Genomic DNA, 19,946 nt, shown 5'->3' on the forward strand with positions numbered 1-19,946 from the left:
GACCTGACGCGACCGGGGCCGGAGAGCTTGCGCTCCTCCGGCCCCTGTTCATTGCGCACCGCTTGCATGTCGGACTCAGTCCTCGGCCGGCTCGCGGGGATGAGTGCGGTACCAGAGCTCGTGCAGCGCGTCGCTCGCACCCATGCGCAGACGATATTCGACAAACCGACTCACCGCGGTATCGCCCGGGTTGACCTCGACGGTGGGCAGCCCTTGGCGCGCCGCCCACATCACTGGTCCGGCGATATACGGAAAAACGCTGCTCGTACCAATGGAGACGATGAGGTCAAGCCCGCTCTCCAGCACGTGCTCGAGGCGCGCAACAGCGCCCGCTGGCAGCGCTTCGCCAAAGAGGACGATATCCGGACGCAGGGTGCCGCCACAGCGCGGGCATTCGGGCGGAATCTGCAGTCCGGCATAATCCGGCACCTGACGCGCCTGCATGCAATCAGTGCAGCGCAAGCGGTGGACGTTGCCGTGAATCTCGATGAGTTGGCGTGAGCCGGCCTCCGCATGCAGGCCATCTACGTTCTGCGTCAACACGCACACCAGGTCCTTTTCGCGCTCGAACGCCGCAATCAGGCGATGCGCCGCATTGGGGCGTGCGCCACGGCAATTGCCTTCGATTTCGGCGATGTACTTCCACGAAATATCCGGCCGTCGCGCCATCATCTCACCCGACAAGGCCTCCTCTATGGTCAGCCCTTCGGCGGTCAGACGCTCGTGATAGAGGCCGCCGATGCCACGATAGGTCGGCAAGCCGGAATCGGCCGAAACACCAGCTCCGGTTATGAAAAGAACGCGCTGCGCCTGCGCCAGAAGCCGTGCGACGCGATCGACGGTATCGGCCTGCATCATGCCCGCGGTCGCTCAGCGCCGGCCGGGTTGTGCGGCCGGGGTGGTGAGCCGGATATAGCGCTGGCGGTCCTCATCGAAGCGGTCGAGCACGGCTGCACGTTCGCGCATCTTGGCTGCGATCACACCGCGCTGTGCGACGATCTCGCCGTCCAGGCTGTGGATGTTCTCCTCGAGAACCGGCGAGACATTACCCTCCCCGGCCTGGGCTGCCTCTTCGATCAGCACGCGCTGACGCTCGATGAGTTCGCCCTCGCGTTGACGCAGGACCTGAATCGCTCGATCGAGCGCGCCGATCTCACGATCTCGCCGCGCATCGAGCTGCGGCAGGCTGCGATAGGTTTCCAGCAAGGCCTCGTCCATGCGTTGCTGCTTGAGCTGCAGCGCCGCCTCGACGCGGCGCTCATTCACCTCGGCATCACGCGCTGCAATCTCCTCGGGGGTGAGCGGTGCCGGCACAACGCGGCGCACGGTTCCTGAGGGGCTGACTTCGCGATAAGCCCGTCCATAACAGGCCTCGGGCAGAATATCGCCGCACACCGGCTGGCCACCGACGTCGCAGCAATAGATCATGCGCGCAGCAGGCGACTGCGCCAGCGCGGCAGCCGGCGTCAAGGATACCCCCATGAGCGCGAGTGTTACGCTGACAAGCTCAGCGCGACGAGATGCCATATTGCGTCCTGTAGTTCTGCACCGCGCCCAGGTTTGCCGCGAGCTCGGGACTGTCCGCGAGATAGGCGACGAGGTCATCGAGTGTTGCCACCGCGATCACCGGAATGTCGTAATTCTCGCGCACTTCCTGTACCGCTGAAAGCGCCCCCTTGCCACGCTCCATGCGGTCCAGCGCAATGACCACGCCTGCCGGCGTCGCGCCTGCAGCGCGGATGATCTCCACCGACTCGCGCACCGAGGTCCCCGCAGAGATGACATCGTCGAGAATCAACACCCGCCCCTTGAGCGCCGCGCCGATCAAGCTGCCGCCTTCACCATGGTCTTTCGCCTCCTTGCGATTGAAGGCGAAGGGCAGATCGACGCCGGCTTCGGCGAGCCGGATCGCCGTTCCTGCCACCAGCGGAATGCCCTTGTAGGCTGGGCCAAACAACATGTCACATGCCAGGCCCGAATCACGGATGGCACGCGCGTAATAACCACATAGCTCACGAAACGAGGCGCCGTCATCGAACAGACCGGCGTTGAAGAAATAAGGCGAGTTGCGACCTGCCTTGGTCACAAACGCACCAAAACGAAGTACGCCCTTACGACAGGCTAAGGCGATGAAATCCCGGCTAAAATCCACAATCATCCGGCTGCACTGCAGCATTCCAGGAAACCGCCAATGTTACGCATCATCTCCCTCAACCTCAACGGTATCCGCTCGGCAGTCAGCAAAGGCTTTCTCGATTGGCTGGCACAACAAGATGCCGACCTCATCTGCCTGCAGGAACTGAAAGCCCGGAGCGCCGACCTCAGCCCGGCAATGCGCAGCCCCACAGGGCTGCAGGGCTGGTTCCATCACGCCGAAAAGAAGGGCTACAGCGGCGTGGGGATCTACAGCCGACACGCCCCGGACCGTGTCATCGAAGGCCTGGGCATCGCCGATATCGACGCCGAAGGCCGCTTCCTGCAGCTTGATTTCGGCAAGCTGTCGGTGGTTTCGCTCTACCTGCCCTCGGGATCCAGTTCGGAAGAGCGCCTGCAGATCAAGTTCAGCTTCATGGAGCGCTTCCTGCCACACATGGCGGCCTTGTCTGCAAGCGGTCAGGAGATCGTGGTGTGCGGCGACTGGAACATTGCCCACCGTGAGCTTGACCTGAAAAACTGGAAGTCCAACCAGAAGAACTCCGGCTTCCTGCCCGCCGAGCGCGCCTGGCTCAGCCGCCTGTTCGACGAGCAGGGCTGGGTCGACGTCTACCGCCGCCTTCATCCGGAGGCCACGGACGCTTGCTACACCTGGTGGTCGAACCGCGGCCAGGCGTGGGCAAAGAACGTCGGCTGGCGACTGGATTACCAGATCGCCACGCCGGCGCTGGCGGCAAGCGCGCGCACGGCCGAGGTCTACAAGACACAGCGCTTCTCTGACCACGCGCCGCTGACGGTGGATTACGACTGGTCGCTCTAAGCGACTCGGCGTCCGCCTACACCGCTTTCAGCACCTGCTTACGCATCATTCATTGCGGCTGGACGCCCTGGGGGTTAACCTTGAGCAACAGGATCGTGCATAACTTCTTGAACCACTGACAGGAGAATCACCATGGCAACGACCCAGAACCCCTCCAAGGACAAGCTCGTCAACGACCTCAAGTCCCTGATGTCGGACGCCGAGGAGCTGCTCAAGCTCACCGCCGAACAGCAGGGCGGCAAGCTGGATGACCTGCGCGCCCGCATCGGTGATCGCGTCGCAATCGCCAGGGAGCGCCTCGCCGACGCCGAGGCTGCGATCGTCGACACCGGCAGGAAGGCCGTTCGTGTCACCGATGACTACGTGCACGAGAACCCCTGGCAGTCGGTGGGGGTCGCCGCCGGCGTCGCCTTCCTGCTCGGCCTGCTGGTCAGCCGTCGCTGATTCGATGAGCTCCGCGCCCAGACCACGTCTCGCCGAAAGCCTGCACGGCATCGTCGATGCCGGACTGCAGACGGTGCAGACGCGGCTGGAACTGCTCGCGATCGAGCTCCAGGAGGAAAAGCTCCGCCTCGCCGGCCTCGCGCTCAACGCGGTGCTGGCGGGGCTGCTGCTCGGTTTCGGGCTGATGTTCCTGCTGGTGTTCCTGACCGTGCTGTTCTGGGAAGAGCACCGCCTGCTCGCGCTCGGCATTTCCACCGCCATCTGCCTGATCGGCGGGCTGCTCGCTGCGAGCAAGGCAGCACACGCATTTCGCAGTGGCACAAAGCTTTTTTCTGCCAGCCTCGCCGAGCTCACACGCGACCGTGCGGCGCTGCGCGAGCCGGACTGAAGGCGGCGGCACCCGCGATGAATCCCCACCAGATCGATCTCGCGCTGCGCAAGCAAAAGCTGCAGATGCAGATCGCCACTCAGCGTGCCGACATGACGCGACGCCTCGCCGGCATCGATGGCGCGCTCGATCGCGTCGATTCGCTGCGCGAACACCTCGCATGGGCAAAGGACAAGATCCCGCTGCTGTCGGCTGCACTCATCGTGGTGCTGCTTGCAAAGCCCAAGCTCACGCTCAGACTTGCCAGGCGCGCCTGGGTGAGCTGGTTGCTGGCGCGCCAACTGCGCGGCGGGCGGTTTGCGGCGCTGCTGCCCGGCGCCATCCCGCTGCTGCGCGGGCTGCTCGCACTGATCAGGCGCCGGATCGAGCCTTCGGCAGAATCAGGTTCAACAGGACCGCGACCACGGCGCACAGGCTGACACCCTGCAAGGTCAGTCCGTCGAAGTTGAGCGCCAGACCGCCGATACCCATCACCAGCACCGAAGACACGATCACCAGATTGCGCGGCTGTTCAAGATCGACACGCGCCTTGATCAGGGTATTGAGTCCGATGCTCGCCACCGAACCGAACATCAGCATCATGATGCCGCCCATCACCGGCACCGGCACGGTCGCCAGCAACGCGTTGAACTTGCCAAAGAAGGCCAGAACAATCGCCAGCCCTGCCGCCCAGGTCATGATCGCCGGATTGTAGTTCCTGGTCAGCGTCACCGCCCCCGTCACCTCGGAGTAGGTCGTGATCGGCGGGCCGCCTATCATTCCGGCGAAAAGCACCCCCAGCCCATCACCCAGCAAGGTGCGGTGCAGGCCGGGTTTCTCGGTGTAGTCCTTGCCGGTCACGCCGCCAATGGCAAGGACGTCGCCGACATGCTCGATCGCGGGCGCAAGCGCGACCGGCAACATGAACAGCACCGCCGCCCATTCGAAGCGAGGGGTGACGAAGGCCGGCATGGAGAACCAGGGGGCGGCCGCCAGGGGCGCGAAATCCACCAGACCAAGCAGGACCGCCACCATGTAACCTGCGAGCACACCGCTCAGGATGGGCACCAGGCTGAGAAAGCCGCGCGCGAAGATCGCCACCACTACCGTCACGCTGAACGCAACACCGGCCACCGCGAGCGCGGTGGCATAAGGCACGAGCTCGATACGGCCATCACCGCTGCGCCCCATCGCCATATTGACGCCGACCGCGGCGAGCGACAGGCCGATGATCATGATGATGGGCCCCACCACCACCGGCGGCATGTAGCGATGGACAATCTCTGCTCCGTGCTTCCACACCAGCCCGGCAAAGAGGAAATACACCAGGGACACGCAGGCCAGCGCACCCGTCGTCGCCGCCACGCCCCAGTTCTGCATGCTGAAGATGATAGGCGCGATGAAGGCGAAGCTGGAGCCGAGAAAGATCGGCACCTGGCGCCCGGTGACGAGCTGGAACAGCAGCGTACCCACGCCCGCGCCGAGCAGGGCGAGGCTGGGATCGAGGCCGGTCAGCAGCGGCACCAGCACCAGGGCGCCGAAGGCGACAAACAGAATCTGGGCACCGGAAATGGCCTGCCGCCACATGGGCTCGACAGACTCGATGGGAATTTCACGCATCTTGATTCTCCGCCCCTTGGCGCCGGTCACGACCGGCGAGGCATTGTCGTTATTTCAGGAAAGTTGCCGCAGCTCAGTTGTGGCGGGTACCGAAGATCTTGTCGCCCGCATCACCGAGGCCCGGAATGATGTAACCGTTCTCATCTAGATGGCTGTCGATGCTGGCGGTGAAGATGTCGACGTCCGGATGGCGTGCGTTCATCAATGCAATGCCTTCCGGCGCAGCCACCAGCACCAGCGCACGCACCTGGGCACAGCCATTGCGCTTGAGCATATCGACGGTGGCCACCATCGACCCTCCGGTCGCCAGCATCGGGTCGATGATCAGCGCCATGCGTTCATTGAGCTGACCGACGAACTTCTCGAAATAGGGTGCAGGCTGCAGGGTCGCCTCATTGCGTGCGATTCCCACCACGCTGACCTTTGCACTCGGCATCATGTCCAGCACCCCATCGAGCATGCCCACCCCGGCGCGCAGAATCGGCACCACGGTAACCTTCTTGCCCTTGATCTGCTCGATCTGCACTGGCCCTGCCCAGCCCTCGATCTGCACTGACTCCAGCACAAAGTCCTTGCATGCCTCGTAGGCAAGCAGGCGCGCAAGCTCGGCGGTAAGCTCGCGGAATTTCTTGGTGCTGATGTTGGCCTCACGCATCAGGCCGATCTTGTGGCGCACGAGCGGGTGGCGAATTTCGTGGATGGGCATGGAGAGTTCCGGGCAAGGGGACGGAGACGAAGCTGGCCTCTTTTTACCGTGCTGCCGATCGGCACACAAGCGCATAAACCACAGCAAGGCGATTCGACCGCGCTTGCGCCGTCGCCGGAGCGTCGCCGTCGTGGGTTCGGCGTTAAAATGGGCGGTCCGAATACGTCCTGGGCGCACGCCCGCAGTTCACCGACATGACCCTCAACCTGGAAGAAATAGAACGCGCGCGCGACGAGGCCGACTGCCTGGCCGACGACGCCACCGTGGAAGCCGCGCTCGACCGCATGGCCGAAGCCATCACCGCGCGCCTCGCCGACCGCAATCCGCTCGTCTATGCGGTAATGAACGGGGCACTCATCTTCGCCGGACGCATCCTGCCCCGCCTGCCCTTTCCACTCGAACTCGCCTACCTGCACGCCACGCGCTACGGCAACGCCTTGCAAGGCACGCTACTCGACTGGCGCGTACGCCCGACACAGGATCTACGCGGGCGCACCGTCCTCGTGCTCGACGACATCCTCGATGAAGGCCATACCCTGAAAGCCATCATCGAGCACCTGCAGGCCGAGGGCGCGAGCGAGGTGCTGTCAGCCGTCCTGGTACACAAGTTGCACACGCGCAAGGCCACACCCGACATGCGCGCCGATTTCAGCGGGCTGGACATCGCCGATCGCTTCCTGTTTGGATGCGGCATGGACTATAAGGGTTACTGGCGCAATGCACCCGGTATCTACGCCGTCAAAGGTTTGTAAGTCCAGGGTCTGCAAGTCAAGAACCCGCCCCGCCCACCCCCGAGCTACCAGGGAGACCGCACATGCTCTACACCTTCAAATCCGCCGTCAGTGCCGACGTCCTGATGCTCGACGAACCCGCAAGGAAGCTCATCAGCCTCATCGGCAAGGACGCGGCTGACATCAAGGGCATCGTCACCGTGGCGCAACTGCCTGAAGCCATCCTTCAACTGCGCACGGCGATCGAAGAGGATCGCGCGCGCCAGGCAGAAAACCCGCCCAGCGAGGCCGAAGAAATTGCCGACAAGGAAGCCGGCCGCAGCGGCATGGCAGCGCCGGTCGGACTGGCGCAGCGCGCCTGGCCGTTGCTGAACATGCTGGAAACCGCCCACAAGGAAGAAGTCCCGGTCACCTGGGGGGTGTGAGGCCCGGCCCCCTCACGTGCCTGATCGGTATCGACCAGCGCCGGCCATCGACAGGAAATCTCCAACCCTCGGGAGCCCATCATGAACGACGCCCTTCACCTCGTCTGCCCCCACTGCGACGCCGTCAATCGCCTGCCCGCCAGCCGCGTCACTGAAGCGCCCACCTGTGGCAAATGCAAACAAGCCCTGTTCAGCGCCCAGGTGCTCGAGCTGACCACCGCCAATTTCGACCGCCACATCACCCGCAACGACATCCCTGTGCTGGTCGACTTCTGGGCACCGTGGTGTGCCCCCTGCCGCGGCATGGCACCCGCGTTTGCCGAGGCCGCCGGCCTGCTGGAACCCCGGCTCAGGCTGGCAAAGCTCGACACCGAAGCCGAACAGTCGATCGCAGCACGCTTCGGCATTCGCAGCATTCCCACCCTGGCCGTGTTCCGCGCGGGTCAGGAAGTGGCCCGTCAGGCGGGAGCGATGGGCAGCGCCGACATCGTGCGCTGGGCGCGCGCGCACTGCTGAGCACACCGGCCTCACCGCTCACCGCGACGACGCCCCTCTGCGGCCCGTTCGACCTGTGCGCCTTGCACCATCACAGGGGTCGTGACCTAGGTCGCACACAGCGGTGTGCAGCCGCGCGCCGGGGGCTGTCCTGGGGCGTATCTTGGCCACACTTGCGGCGGCGTCAGCGCCCTGAAGCCGGAGCCTAATGCCGGGCAGTCCATCAAAGTTAGCGTTTGTGTGATCGACAACACGAATGACCCCATGGCGAACAAGCACACTTCAAGTAACATCAATTACGCCCAACAAGCTCACCGCACAGCACCGCCACGCAGCCCAGACATCAGCGCCGCCGACATTTCGCATCTGATCGTGTCTGATCGACGCACTTGCGGCCTGCGCGCTGCGTCCTCTGCCAGGAATCAAACGCAATGAAAATGGTCGATGAGCTCCAGCTCACAGTGAAAGAAGTGCTGGATTTCGAGCACGCGGAGATTCTCCGCCGCAAGGCATTCCTGGAGTTTGATGAAGCCGACGCGGTGCGTCTGCGCCAGATTCACGCCACCCTGCAAAAGCACTCCGACGATTTCGCACAAGCGCTCTGCGCCCACCTGACGGCATTCGAGGAGACCCGCTGCCTGGTCGGCGGCGCGGACATCCTCAAGCGGATGCAGGACTCGCAGTCGAAGTATTTCCGCGAGATTTCCGAGGCTCGTTACGATCACGACTACTTCAGGCGCCGCCAGCAAGTCGGCTTCCATCATCAACACATCGGGCTGTCCCCCGAGTGGTATCTGGGCATCTACGGCAAGTACCTCAGCGTCCTGCTACCAAGAATACGCGATCACTTCGGCGCGGACATCGACGGCTTCTGCGCCACCATGCTCGCCTTTTTCAAGGCAATCCTGCTGGACATGAGCCTGACGATCGGGGCCTACGTGCAGACCCGCGACCAGACCATTCACGGCCTCAGGAACTACGCCGAGCTGGTGTTCGACAGCATGAACGACAGCATCATCGTGCTGTCTCCCGAGCTCCGCATTGAATCCTGCAATCGTTGCTGCGCAGAATTGCTGGGCGAGGACTCACATGCCCTGCTCGGGCGCCCGCTCGCCGCCGTGCTGCACGCCGACGGGCTCGAAGAGGCCATCCATGCGGTGCTGCATGGCGCGCCCGCGCTGGACAATCAGATTTTCACCTTGCGGCTGGTGCACGACGACTGCCGGCACAAAGCCCGCATCACGCTCAAGCGCGTGTGCCTGGGCGACGAACTCGGCCGGGCCCTGCTGGTGCTTGACCGCATCAACGAGGAAGAGTCGGCGCGGCTTGAAGCCGAGGAAAAACTCGCCAGCAGCGAGGCTTTGCTACGCCAGGCTCAGGCCGCGGCCAGAATCGGCAGCTGGCGCATCGAGCCGGGCGGCCTGGATCCGGAGGCTCTTGAGTGGTCGGCAGAAACCTACCGTCTGTTCGGTGTGCCGCCAGGCACCAGAATGACCTACCCCGACTTTCTCGACCGCATTTACCCTGAGGACCGCGAGCGCGTTGCCGCCGCCTTTGAGGACGCGCTGCGCGGACAGGCTTATCAGGTCGAGCACCGCGTCGAGCTCGAGGGTGAGATACGCTGGCTCGAAGAGCGCGCAGAACTCCGGCGCGACGCGGATGGCAGCGTGCTGTGGGTGGTCGGCACGGTACAAGACATCAGTGAGCGCAAGCGCGCCGAGCGCCACATCGAGAAGCTGGCGTTCTACGACACCCTGACCGCACTGCCCAACCGCACTCACTTCCAGGATCAGCTCAAGCGCCGACTCGCGCGCGCCCGCAGCAAGGGGCATGCGCTGGCGCTGTTGTTCATTGACCTCGATCGCTTCAAGGACATCAACGACACCCAGGGCCATCTGGCGGGCGACAAGGTGCTCGCCGAGATCGCGGACCGCTTCCGCAGTTCGCTACGTCAGGGGGAACTGCTCGCTCGTCTCGGCGGCGACGAATTCGTCGTCATTGCTGACGAAGTCGATCGTCAGGGCGCCAACGCCATCGCACTGCGCTTGCTCGGCACCCTGCAGACACCCTTCAGCGTGCGCGGGGCGAGCTTTCAACTTCGCGCCAGCATCGGCATTGCCGTCTATCCGGACGACGCCCACAGCGTGCAGAACCTGCTCAAATCCGCCGACATTGCGATGTACAGGGCCAAGGGCAGCGGTGGCGGACACTGCTTGTACAGTGCTGAAATGGGCGAGCAGCTCAGCCACAAGCTGGATGTGGTGCAGCGCTTCAGCCAGGCGCTGCGCAACAACCGGCTGCAGCTCCACTACCAACCCAAGCTCAACCTGAGCGACAGCCGGTTGACCGGCGTCGAAGCGCTGTTGCGCTGGCATGACCCGCAATGGGGCTGGGTGCCACCGACCGAATTCCTCCCCATCATCGAGGAGCGCGGCATGATGACCGAGCTTGGCGAGTGGGTGCTGAGCGAGGCCTGTCGACAGCTGCAGACGTGGAAAGAAGCTGGTCTGGCCCTGCCGCCGCGCATCGCAATCAACGTCGCCGCCCCCCAGATTGACGAGAAAGATTTCGCCGCACGCACGCTGGCCATCATCGAGGAGGCCGGACAGAGCCCGACACGCTTCGAGCTCGAGCTCACCGAGTCGAGCATGATGCGCGACCCACAGTGCGCCATGGAGGTCACCCAGGCACTGGTGGACGCGGGTTTTACGTTCGCGATCGACGACTTTGGCACAGGCTATTCTTCACTGGCCTATCTGCAGCGCTTCCCGGTGCACACCTTGAAGATCGACCGTTCTTTCGTGAGTGGGCTTCTTGCCGATGGCAGCAACGAGGGCATCGTGCGCACCATCATCGCCATGGCGCAAAGCCTGGGTCTGACCTCGCTCGCAGAAGGCGTGGAGGACGAACAGCAGGCCAGGTGTCTGGCCGCGCTCGGCTGCGTGGAGGCACAGGGCTACCATTTTGGCCGCCCCATGCCGGGGGACGAACTCGGCAGGAGATGGTTGGCTTCGCCGAGGCAAGACTGACGAACACACCTGCCGCACACGCCCGAACGTAGCCAGGACGAAAGCGGCAGGCGCACAAGAGTACGCGCTGGATCAGCGCGCAGACGGGAAGACGGGAGTTGGTGCGAGGGCGCGCAGCACCGCTCAACCCAGCAGGGCCACGGACTTGATCTGTGCCCACATGTGCTTGCCCGCCGCGACACCAAGCTGGTCGCGGGAGAGGCGAGTGATGCGCGCCAGCAAGGGTGTGCCTGCGAGGTCAAGGCGCACCAGCACATGGGCTGGAGTGTCAGCGTCAGCCACCGCGATGACGGTGACCGGCAGCAGATTGATGATGGTGCTGCCGTCGAGGCGCTCGAGCGCAAGACTGACATCGCGCGCATGAACGCGAAAACGCAGGCGACGCCCGATCGGCTCCGGGCGTAGGGCAACGCGCACGCTGCCGCCCTGGAACTCGAGCCGGGTCAGGTGATAGCGCTTGTCATGCGCGGCGACCACCGCGTCGACGACCGCGCACGCGTCGTCGGTGAAGGCAGTCGGCAGGTCGAGCCGCGCCAGCGTCTCCGCCAGCCCCCCCTGGGCAATGGCGGCGCCGCGGTCGAGGAGCACGACGTGGTCGGCCAGCCGTGCCACTTCGTCCGGTGAATGGCTGACATACAGCACCGGGATGTCGAGCTCGTCATGCAGGCGCTCGAGGTAGGGCAGGATCTCGTTCTTGCGCTTCAGATCCAGCGCCGCCAGCGGCTCGTCCAGCAGCAGCAGGCGCGGGCTGGTGAGCAGGGCACGCACCACGCCCACGCGCTGGCGCTCGCCGCCGGACAGGCGACCGGGCATGCGCTCGAGCAGATGACCGATGCCGAGCAGCTCCACCGCCTGCTCCCACGACACCTTGTTCGCCCCGGCGCGGCGCATGCCGTATTCCAGGTTGCGTCGCACCGACAGGTGCGCAAACAGGCTGGCCTCCTGAAAGACGTAGCCCAGCGCGCGCTTGTGGGTGGGCACGAAAACGCCCGCGGCGCTGTCCTGCCAGAGCTCGCCGTTGATCTCGATACGCCCCACCGAGGCCGCTTCCAGGCCGGCGATGCAGCGCAGCAAGGTGGTCTTGCCCGAGCCGGAATGACCGAACAGCGCGCTGACGCCATGCCCGGGCAGCTTCAGGTCCACATCGAGCGCAAAACCCGGATAGGCGAGGCGAACGCAGGCGTGGATGCCACCCGCAGGTGCTGCATTGGCGGGACCAGTGGGGCTGGACACAATGTGCGGTTCGACAGCATTCATCACGGCTCCCCCTGTCCTCAACCCAGCCCCGGCTTGAAGCGCCGGCTGGAATAAAGCGCAAGCAACACGAAAAAGGAGAACACCAGCATACCGCCCGCCAGCCAGTGCGCCTGGGCGTACTCCATCGATTCGACGTGGTCGAAGATCTGCACCGACACCGTGCGTGTCTTGCCCGGGATATTGCCGCCCAGCATCAGCACCACACCGAACTCGCCCACGGTATGGGCAAATCCAAGAATGGACGCGGTGATGAAGCCGGATCTGGACAGCGGCAGCACCACCGTGAAAAAAGTGTCCCACGGGCCAGCGCGCAGCGTCGCCGCGACTTCCAGCGGGCGATCACCGATGGCTTCAAACGCGTTCTGCAGTGGCTGGACGACGAAAGGCATGGAATAGAACACCGAACCGATGAGCAGCCCGGCAAAGGTGAACGGCAGCGTCCCCAGGCCCATCGCGGTGGTGAGCTTGCCAATGACACCATGCGGCCCCATCGTCACCAGCAGGTAAAAACCCAGCACGGTCGGCGGCAACACCAGCGGCAGCGCCACCACCGCGCCGACCGGCCCTTTCAGGCGCGACCGCGTGCGCGCCAGCCACCACGCGATCGGCGTGCCGATCAGCAGCAAGAGCACGGTGGTCAGCGCCGCGAGTTCCAGCGACAGCCGGATCGCGGCGAGGTCAACGGCGGAGAGCGTCATTCTGGGTGCGGGCGCTCAGAGGTCGTAGCCGTAGGACTTGATCACGGCCGCAGCCTTCGGCCCCTTCAAGTAGTCGACCAGCGCGGCCGCGGCGGGGTTGTCCTTGCCCTTGTTCAGGATGACGGCGTCCTGGCGGATCGGCTCGTACATATCCTCGGGCACGATCCACGCCGAGCCGCCGCTGATCTGCCCGTCCTTGAACACCTGCGACAGCGCGACAAAGCCCAGCTCGGCGTTGCCGGTGGCGACGAATTGATAGGCCTGGGTGATGTTGGTGCCTTCGACCAGCTTGGGCTTCACGGCCTCGCTCAGGCCCAGCCTGGCCAGCACCTGAGTGGCGGCCAGCCCGTAAGGCGCGGTCTTCGGGTTGCCGATGGAGAGGTGATTGAATTCATTCCTTCTCAACACTTCGCCCTGCGCGTCCACGTAGCCCGCGCTGGCCGACCACAGCACCAGCTTGCCAATGGCGTAGGTGAAGCGCGAGCCGGCGAGGATCTCGCCTTCGGTTTCCAGGCGCGCCGGCGTGCTGTCATCCGCGGCGAGAAAGACCTCGAAGGGCGCGCCGTGCTTGATCTGGGTGTAGAGACCACCGGTCGGACCAAAGGCGGCGATCACCTTGTGCCCACTGGCCTTCTCGAACGCGGCCGCGATCTCATTGATCGGCGCGGTGAAGTTGGCAGCAACCGCAATGTGGACTTCGGCGGCGTGGGTGAGGCCGGCGAAGAGACTTGCGCCCAGGGCAGCGACGAGGCGGGACAACGAGGGGTTCATGACAGCTTTCTCCAGAGGAAAGACAAGGGGGGGATTCACTCGGCAGCGCCAAGGATGACGCTCGACGCCTTGAAGATGGCGGCGGCAGCGACACCGGGCGCGATGCCCAGCGCGCGGCAACTGTCATGCGTCACCACGGCAGTGAGGCTGCGGCCGGACGGCAGGACGAGCGTGACTTCATTGTTGACCGGGCCTTCGTGCACGACGGCGACCTCGCCCCACAACTGGTTGCGCGCGCTCAGTCGCAGCGCGGGATCGATCGCAAGCAGCACCGAAGACGACTTGACCAGCGCAAACACCTCCTTGCCGATGGCCAGGGCGAGGTTTTCTGCGCTGCTGCGAGTGATGATGGCGGCAATCTCGGTGCGCTCATCGATGCGCACCCGCACTTCATAGTCGACCCCACCATCGCGCAGCCCGGTGATCACGCCGGCGAACTGGTTGCGCGCGCTGGTCTTCATGCTCATGCGCCGCATCAGCCGACGAAAGCCGCTGACATCGCAGCCACCGGCCTCATCGAGGCGCGCAGAGAGGCGATCGAGCGCGGCCTGATATTCGATTTCAAGGGCGCGGTACATCGCCACCATGTTGCGCCCGTATTCGGTCAGCTCGGTGCCGCCGCCCTGGCGCCCACCGGTGACGCGGACCACGAGCGGCTCGGGCGCAAGGTTGTTCAGCGTATCGATCGCATCCCAGGCCGCCTTGTAGGACAGCGGCACCGCCTTGGCAGCCTGATTGATCGAGCCCTTGCGACCGATTTCTTCCAGCAAGCGGATGCGGGTGTCGGAGAGCGCCACGCCAATTTCGGTCTCGAGCGACATGCGGGCGTGGAAACGGGTAGCGGTCGGGGTCTTCATTAACTATATCCGCAGGTTTATATAATTACAGGTCACAGAAGCGTCCCTTTACCGTGCTCGCTTCTTTACAGCGCATCCATGTACAGTTCGGTCCGCGGACGGAAGGACGATACCGGCGCATATTATATGCACTAAAAGCTATAACGTGCGCCACTCACAAGCTCCTGTTTTTCGCTCCGCCTTTACCGTCACCCCATCTCAGGAAAAATCATGAAAGTAAGCGCGCGCAACGTATTCGAAGGCATTGTCGGCAGCGTACACAGCGGCACGGTCAATGCCGAAGTGGGCATCGAACTCCCCAGCGGTGACAAACTGGTCGCCGTCATCACTCTGGAAAGCGTCAAATCCCTGCAGCTGACGCCGGGCAAGCCGGTGCTGGCCTTGATCAAGGCGCCCTGGGTGATGCTGATGACCGACGCCAGCGGCATTCGCCTGTCCGCCCGCAACTGCCTCGCAGGCAAGGTGACGAGCGTCAACGCAGGCGCAGTGAACGCCGAAGTCGTGGTGACCCTGCCCGGCGGCACCGAGCTCACCGCCATCGTCACCAACGACGCCGTCGCCGAACTCGGCCTCGCCCCGGGCGTGGCTGCAAGCGCGGTGATCAAGGCCTCCAACATCATCCTTGGCGTTCCGGCCTGAACTTCGGACATAGCAAACTTCGTGCAGCCACGCGGTCAGATAGCCGTGTATGTTGACGGAATGATCGGCCGCCAAGCGCACGAACCCCCTGTTCGGCTCGCATCGCAGCCAGGAGGAGGAAACACCATGAACGAGACCGCCACCACGTCCGAACTCCTGCCCACCGAGGCGGAAATTCGCAAGGCCCCGCTCAAGGACTACATGTCCGCAGCGCAACAGGCTTTCTTTCGTGCAAAGCTGATCCACGAACGTGACGAACTGCTCGACTCCGCACATCGCACGACGCTGCATCTGCAGGAATTCGAGAGCACGCCCGACCCCTCGGACCGCGCCTCACTCGAAGAGGACCACACCCTCGAACTGCGCGTTCGCGACCGCGAGCGCAAGCTGCTGCACAAGATCGATGAGGCGCTGATTCGCCTCGACAACGGCAGTTATGGCTGGTGCGAGGACACCGGCGAACCGATCGGCATTGCGCGTCTGCTGGCACGACCGACGGCCACGCTCAGCGTCGAGGCGCAGGAAATCCACGAAGCGCGGCGCAAGATGCGCCGGGGCTGAGACCGCGTCTAGCGCTGGGCTTCGTAGCCCGAAACCACCTCTTCCATCATTTCCAGGATGCGTTCGCTGGTGCTGGCCACGTTGGTGGCGCGCGTCATCGCGTCCTGCTCCTTCTGGTCCAGCGCATCCTGAAAGAAGAACCACTGCTGGGACGTCAGCTGCAGATCACGCTTGAGCTTGTCGGTGTTGAGCGGCGCGGCCTCAAGCTCAGCATGCGCGGCGCTGAACTCCTTGCGCGCGAGCGCGAGATCCTCGCGCATCCTGCCTGCAGGCAGGTTCCAGTGCAGGGCCTGGTAGAGCTTGGCCATACGCTGTGACAGCATGCGCTGGCGACCGGCAAGATTGACCAGACGGCCCGCCGGCGTTCCGGACAAGGCCTCGAACTGAGTCGTCAGCGTGTTCGCAAGCGCCAGCACCTCGTCGGAAAGCTGCAGCACCTGTGGCGCACGCTCCTGACTCGGCGCCATGCCGATCAGCACATCCTTGTAGGCAATCCAGGCCTTTTCGAGCGCCAGGCTGGTGGCGCGTGTATCCGCATTGGGCGCATAGTTCTTGAGCTCGACAAGCTGACGATCGAAGAGCGCGACCGACGCATCCAGCACACGTCGCGAACGCGTCATGTCGACATTCTGGCCGAGCTGAAGATAGGCCTTGGCCATACGCTGCGACAACATGCGCTCCCGACCGGCCTTGTTGATCGCAGCGTTCAGATCGGTGACCTGGGCCTGAGCGAGCGCCGGCATCAAAGCCAGGGCGCACAGCAGCGCAAGCAAGACAGCGCGAGGACGAGAGACAAAGCGGATCATTCGGGAATCCCTAAAATGGGCAGCACTGCAGCAGGGCTTGCAGTTTATGCTCGACGACTGAGATGCTTCATGACCTTGCTCAAGTATTTCTGTTGCAAGCTCGCGGTGCCGCGCGCGCTCCGCGTCATCTTGAGGCGGGCCGCGGTCTAAACGAAGACCGGTTCAGGCTCCAGTCGCACCCCGAAGCCTGCTTCGACATCGGCCATGATGGCCTGGGCCAGGCGCATGAGGTCCGTACCCGTCGCCCCGCCACGATTGACCAGCACCAGCGCCTGGCGCTCGAAGCTGCCCACCGCACCGAGATCCCGCCCCTTCCAGCCGGCCTGCTCGATCAGCCAGCCCGCAGCCAGCTTCACGCGCCCGTCCGCTTGTGGGTAGTGCGGCATTGCGGGGTGGCCTGCCAGCAGGCGGGCACCATGTGCTGCATCCACCACCGGGTTCTTGAAGAAGCTGCCTACATTGCCGATTTCTGCCGGATCGGGCAGCTTGCGCCGACGAATCGCGCACACCGCGTCGGAGATGTCGAGCGCGGTGGGCGAGCTCACGCCGGCTGCCTGCACTTCGTGCACCAGTTCGGCATAAGCCAGTCGCGCCTGCCACGGTCGCGGCAGCCGAAAACGCACGGCCGTGACCAGCCAGCGCCCCGGATTGCGCTTGAACACGCTGTCGCGATAGCCGAAGGCACAGTCCTGCAGACCAAAGCTCTGACGTGCTCCGCTGCGCAGATCGAGCGCGTCCAGCCCCTCGAAGCGCTCGGCCAGTTCAAGGCCATAGGCGCCGATGTTCTGGATCGGGGCTGCGCCCACCGTGCCCGGGATCAGCGACAGGTTTTCCAGGCCTGGCCAGCCCTGCGCCAGCGTCCAGCGCACGAAATCGTGCCAGCTCTCGCCACCCGCCGCCTCGACGATCCAGGCCGCCGCCTCCTCTCGCACCAGGCGCCGCCCCCTGATCTCGACTTTCAGCACCGTGCCGGAAAAATCGCCGCACAACACCACATTGCTGCCCCCCCCAAGCACCAGCCGTGGCGCGCTCGCCCAGGCGGGCTCGGCGATCACCGCCGCAAGCTGCTCGGCCGAGCGCAGGCGCACCAGGCGCGCTGCGCGTGCGCGCAGCCCAAAGGTATTGAGCGCAGACAGATCGACATCCAGCTCCACCCCAGGCGAGGCTCCCATCTCAGCGCTCCAGCACGATCTTGTCGACCGCAGCTGCGCCCGGCGCCTGCTCAATGGGGAATACGCGGTCGTAACCCATGTTGAACAGCAAGGCATACACGGTATAGGTGACTGCCAGGCCGATATCGGCGATCGCCGCCTCGACCCAGCCCATCGCGGTCCACCACACGATGATCGGCAAGGTCATGCAGAACAAGCCCATCTCAAAGCCCAGCGCGTGCGCGCAGCGCAGGCGGAAGGGGCGGCGGTCGGCAGTGCGCCCGGTGACGCGTCCCTCCACCCAGTCGAAGCAGGTGTTGTAGCTGCCATTCCAGATCGAGGCGATCAGCGCCAGCACGGCAAGCAGACCGATCGACTCGGCAATGGGCACGCCGCTCGCCCATGCGAAGGGCGGCGTGATCAGCAGCAGTCCGCCGATTTCGAACAGCGCAATCTGGCGCAGCCGATCGCCGAAGGAGCGAAGCTTGGGTTTGGATGACACAATTGAATCCTGCAAGGCAAGCGAAACCGGGGACAAGCTCCCCCAACACGGGTCGTCCCGTGAAAAACCGACGGTCGGCGCTTACAGCGGGCGGGGTCGTCCCCGCATCGGAACCAGAACGGCCGCGTGCGCGGCCACCTTCCTTGTAGCAAATCGACAGTCAAGCTGGCAAGCGCATCACGCATCACACCAGACCGTGCGAGCACAAGGCCTCTCCGCTGCGCACCGCCAGGATGGTGCACGACGGCGTCGCGGCTGCACCCTGTTACAACGCCTCCAACCCAAGCCCCCGGACACGGGCCATGAGCACCGCCTCCGGACTCCTTGCCGACTCCAAGCCTGCCGAGCTTCGATTCAGCACCATCGCAGGCTGGATCCATGCCACCAAGCGGCTAAACTGTTCACCCAAGCAACTCTCTCAGAGCGATTCCATCGCCACGTCCTGGGCGACGCGGCGACATCGCAAGGTTTCATACATGCTCACCACCCTACTCCCGACCGGCGCGCTCTTTGCCGGTGTAGCTCTTTTGTTGCTCGGCTCCGGCCTGCTCAATACCGTCGTCGCACTGCGTGGCAGTCTGGAAGGTTTTTCCGACACCACGCTCGGCCTGATCGGCTCCACCTATTTCCTCGGCTACTTTCTCGGCACCTTCATTGCGCCACGCCTGATCCGGCGCATGGGCCATATACGCGCCTTCGCCTTCTTCGGCGCGGCGGTGGCCGTGTGCATGTTGTTGCACGCCCTCATCGTCCATGCCCTGTTCTGGATGCTGCTGCGCGTCATCACCGGCGTTGCGCTGGTGGGCTTCTATGCCGTGATCGAGAGCTGGCTCAACGAGCAAACCCCCGCCGCACGTCGTGGCCAGGTCTTTGCCGTGTACATGGCGGTCAACCTGCTCGCGCTCGCTGGAGCCCAGCAACTGTTGCGCGTGGACGGGCCGGAGAGTTTCACCCTGTTCGCGATTGCCGCCATCTTCGTGTGCCTGTCACTGCTGCCGATGACCATGACACGCCTGCCGCAACCCCAGATCGGGCACGCCGCGAAGCTCGACCTGGGCATGGTGTGGCGGGCCGCGCCGGCGGCTTTCGTGGGAGCGATCTCTTCAGGCATCGCAATGGGCGCGTTCTGGAGTCTGGGCCCGATCTACGGCGAGCGCATCGGCCTCGACGCCGGCGGCATCGCAATGCTGATGACCAGCGCCATTCTCGGCGGCGCCCTGCTGCAGTGGCCTATCGGCCATCTGTCTGACAGCGGCGATCGCCGCAAAGCCCTCGGCATGGTCGCCACCGCGGCCACCGTCACCGCTGCGGTGATGGTCGCGATGGGCAGTTTCGAGATGGTCGCGCTGGTCGGGTTCTTCATCTTCGGTGGCGCGGCATTCACCGTTTACCCGATCGTGGTCGCGCACCTCATCGACCACCTGCATCAGCACGACATCCTCGCCGGCAACACCGGCATCCTCTTCCTGCACGGAGTCGGCGCAGCGGTCGGGCCGCTGATCGCGGGCGGACTCCTGGAGTATGTCGGCCCCACCGGTCTGCCCCTGCACTTTGCCATCTCGTTCGCACCACTGGCGATTTTCGCGCTGCTGCAGGCCAGGCGCAGCAAGGACGAAATCATCGATGAGGCGGCGGAATTCGCACCGATGTTGCGCACCTCGCCGGTCGCACTCGACATGGTGTCACCCGACGCGGAGACAGACTCGGCGCCCGCCTGCGCCACGGCAGACAAGGGCGAAGAAGACGGCGCGCCCGCGGTCGCTGCTGCCGAAACAGCGGCAGCAGCGACCGAAAAGGGTCGGGACATCGACTCCATACCGCCCATGCAGAGCCAATAGTTGCTGCCGCCCTCAGCAGAACCTTCGCAACAGCGGAAATCGAAGCGTTTGTTCATTTCAATCGCCGTCACGACG

At 64.4% G+C, this 19,946-nt stretch carries 23 protein-coding genes; 11 read left to right on the forward strand and 12 right to left on the reverse strand.

Annotated elements, in window-relative coordinates; translation table 11 throughout:
- Positions 1 to 75 precede the first annotated feature (75 nt).
- From M622_RS21510 to pyrE, 3 genes are read right to left on the reverse strand one after another with little or no spacing between them, the layout of a single operon-like run.
- Entirely contained in the window at positions 76 to 858 is a 783-nt protein-coding gene (locus M622_RS21510) for an NAD-dependent deacylase (protein WP_021247607.1), read from the reverse strand.
- A 12-nt stretch (positions 859 to 870) separates the two neighbouring features.
- Complete coding sequence (locus M622_RS21515) at positions 871 to 1,527, reverse strand: hypothetical protein (RefSeq protein WP_031346033.1); 657 nt, start codon at positions 1,525 to 1,527, stop codon at positions 871 to 873.
- Positions 1,508 to 2,152 carry an orotate phosphoribosyltransferase gene (gene pyrE / locus M622_RS21520; RefSeq protein WP_031346035.1) on the reverse strand — a complete coding sequence of 215 codons (645 nt, stop codon included), beginning with the start codon at positions 2,150 to 2,152 and terminating at the stop codon, positions 1,508 to 1,510. The genes M622_RS21515 and pyrE overlap by 20 nt, the downstream gene beginning before the upstream one ends.
- Before the next feature lie 39 nt (positions 2,153 to 2,191).
- Between pyrE and M622_RS21525 the strand changes: the two genes are divergently transcribed.
- The 4 genes from M622_RS21525 to M622_RS21540 all read left to right on the forward strand — a co-directional run bounded on the left by M622_RS21525 (position 2,192) and on the right by M622_RS21540 (position 4,225).
- Positions 2,192 to 2,974 (forward strand): exodeoxyribonuclease III, encoded by a 783-nt coding sequence (locus tag M622_RS21525; protein ID WP_021247610.1) that lies wholly within the window; start codon positions 2,192 to 2,194, stop codon positions 2,972 to 2,974.
- Between the two features lie 132 nt (positions 2,975 to 3,106).
- Entirely contained in the window at positions 3,107 to 3,418 is a 312-nt protein-coding gene (locus M622_RS21530; RefSeq protein WP_021247611.1) for an ElaB/YgaM/YqjD family protein, read from the forward strand.
- 4 nt (positions 3,419 to 3,422) lie between these two features.
- Positions 3,423 to 3,806: a phage holin family protein gene (locus tag M622_RS21535; RefSeq protein WP_021247612.1), complete on the forward strand. Its 384-nt coding sequence runs from the start codon at positions 3,423 to 3,425 to the stop codon at positions 3,804 to 3,806.
- Between the two features lie 17 nt (positions 3,807 to 3,823).
- The gene (locus M622_RS21540; RefSeq protein ID WP_021247613.1) at positions 3,824 to 4,225 is read left to right on the forward strand and encodes a YqjK-like family protein; all 402 of its coding nucleotides are present in this window, start codon (positions 3,824 to 3,826) and stop codon (positions 4,223 to 4,225) included.
- Here M622_RS21540 and M622_RS21545 read toward each other — a convergent pair.
- Both M622_RS21545 and upp read right to left on the reverse strand, forming a co-directional pair.
- Positions 4,158 to 5,405 carry a uracil-xanthine permease family protein gene (locus M622_RS21545; RefSeq protein ID WP_021247614.1) on the reverse strand — a complete coding sequence of 416 codons (1,248 nt, stop codon included), beginning with the start codon at positions 5,403 to 5,405 and terminating at the stop codon, positions 4,158 to 4,160. The two genes, M622_RS21540 and M622_RS21545, sit on opposite strands and share 68 nt — an antisense overlap.
- A 73-nt stretch (positions 5,406 to 5,478) precedes the next feature.
- A complete protein-coding gene (upp, locus tag M622_RS21550; RefSeq protein ID WP_021247615.1) occupies positions 5,479 to 6,111 on the reverse strand; it encodes a uracil phosphoribosyltransferase in 633 nt (210 codons plus the stop codon).
- A 194-nt stretch (positions 6,112 to 6,305) separates the two neighbouring features.
- On the opposite strand from upp, the gene M622_RS21555 reads away from it, so the two are divergent.
- The 4 genes from M622_RS21555 to M622_RS21570 all read left to right on the forward strand — a co-directional run bounded on the left by M622_RS21555 (position 6,306) and on the right by M622_RS21570 (position 10,791).
- Positions 6,306 to 6,863, forward strand: coding sequence for a hypoxanthine-guanine phosphoribosyltransferase (locus M622_RS21555; RefSeq protein WP_021247616.1), 558 nt, complete (start codon positions 6,306 to 6,308; stop codon positions 6,861 to 6,863).
- Positions 6,864 to 6,925: 62 nt separating this feature from the next.
- Complete coding sequence (locus M622_RS21560; RefSeq protein WP_021247617.1) at positions 6,926 to 7,267, forward strand: DUF1840 domain-containing protein; 342 nt, start codon at positions 6,926 to 6,928, stop codon at positions 7,265 to 7,267.
- 81 nt (positions 7,268 to 7,348) lie between these two features.
- Positions 7,349 to 7,783 (forward strand): thioredoxin TrxC, encoded by a 435-nt coding sequence (trxC, locus tag M622_RS21565; protein WP_021247618.1) that lies wholly within the window; start codon positions 7,349 to 7,351, stop codon positions 7,781 to 7,783.
- Positions 7,784 to 8,193: 410 nt separating this feature from the next.
- Positions 8,194 to 10,791, forward strand: coding sequence for an EAL domain-containing protein (locus M622_RS21570; protein ID WP_021247619.1), 2,598 nt, complete (start codon positions 8,194 to 8,196; stop codon positions 10,789 to 10,791).
- 123 nt (positions 10,792 to 10,914) lie between these two features.
- Here M622_RS21570 and modC read toward each other — a convergent pair whose 3' ends face one another.
- The 4 genes from modC to M622_RS21590 are packed head-to-tail and all read right to left on the reverse strand — an operon-like array spanning position 10,915 to position 14,374.
- The gene (gene modC / locus M622_RS21575) at positions 10,915 to 12,048 is read right to left on the reverse strand and encodes a molybdenum ABC transporter ATP-binding protein (RefSeq protein WP_021247620.1); all 1,134 of its coding nucleotides are present in this window, start codon (positions 12,046 to 12,048) and stop codon (positions 10,915 to 10,917) included.
- 17 nt (positions 12,049 to 12,065) lie between these two features.
- Entirely contained in the window at positions 12,066 to 12,746 is a 681-nt protein-coding gene (modB, locus tag M622_RS21580) for a molybdate ABC transporter permease subunit (RefSeq protein ID WP_021247621.1), read from the reverse strand.
- Positions 12,747 to 12,761: 15 nt separating this feature from the next.
- Positions 12,762 to 13,517, reverse strand: a complete 756-nt coding sequence (gene modA / locus M622_RS21585; protein WP_021247622.1) for a molybdate ABC transporter substrate-binding protein — start codon at positions 13,515 to 13,517, stop codon at positions 12,762 to 12,764.
- Between the two features lie 35 nt (positions 13,518 to 13,552).
- Positions 13,553 to 14,374, reverse strand: coding sequence for a TOBE domain-containing protein (locus tag M622_RS21590; RefSeq protein ID WP_031346038.1), 822 nt, complete (start codon positions 14,372 to 14,374; stop codon positions 13,553 to 13,555).
- Between the two features lie 210 nt (positions 14,375 to 14,584).
- Here M622_RS21590 and M622_RS21595 point away from each other — a divergent pair, with 210 nt between their 5' ends.
- On the forward strand, positions 14,585 to 15,013 hold the full coding sequence (locus tag M622_RS21595) for a TOBE domain-containing protein (RefSeq protein ID WP_021247624.1): 429 nt from the start codon (positions 14,585 to 14,587) through the stop codon (positions 15,011 to 15,013).
- 126 nt (positions 15,014 to 15,139) lie between these two features.
- Entirely contained in the window at positions 15,140 to 15,574 is a 435-nt protein-coding gene (gene dksA / locus M622_RS21600; RefSeq protein WP_021247625.1) for an RNA polymerase-binding protein DksA, read from the forward strand.
- Between the two features lie 8 nt (positions 15,575 to 15,582).
- On the opposite strand, the gene M622_RS21605 is transcribed toward dksA, so the two are convergent.
- The 3 genes from M622_RS21605 to M622_RS21615 all read right to left on the reverse strand — a co-directional run bounded on the left by M622_RS21605 (position 15,583) and on the right by M622_RS21615 (position 18,033).
- Entirely contained in the window at positions 15,583 to 16,380 is a 798-nt protein-coding gene (locus tag M622_RS21605; protein ID WP_031346039.1) for a type IV pili methyl-accepting chemotaxis transducer N-terminal domain-containing protein, read from the reverse strand.
- Between the two features lie 146 nt (positions 16,381 to 16,526).
- A complete protein-coding gene (gene murB / locus M622_RS21610; RefSeq protein WP_021247627.1) occupies positions 16,527 to 17,552 on the reverse strand; it encodes a UDP-N-acetylmuramate dehydrogenase in 1,026 nt (341 codons plus the stop codon).
- Position 17,553: 1 nt separating this feature from the next.
- Entirely contained in the window at positions 17,554 to 18,033 is a 480-nt protein-coding gene (locus tag M622_RS21615) for a PACE efflux transporter (RefSeq protein WP_021247628.1), read from the reverse strand.
- A gap of 302 nt (positions 18,034 to 18,335) precedes the next feature.
- Between M622_RS21615 and M622_RS0119695 the strand changes: the two genes are divergently transcribed.
- Positions 18,336 to 19,871, forward strand: a complete 1,536-nt coding sequence (locus tag M622_RS0119695; RefSeq protein WP_021247629.1) for an MFS transporter — start codon at positions 18,336 to 18,338, stop codon at positions 19,869 to 19,871.
- Positions 19,872 to 19,946: the final 75 nt, after the last annotated feature.

The organism is Thauera terpenica 58Eu (genome assembly GCF_000443165.1).
Taxonomy (GTDB): domain Bacteria; phylum Pseudomonadota; class Gammaproteobacteria; order Burkholderiales; family Rhodocyclaceae; genus Thauera; species Thauera terpenica.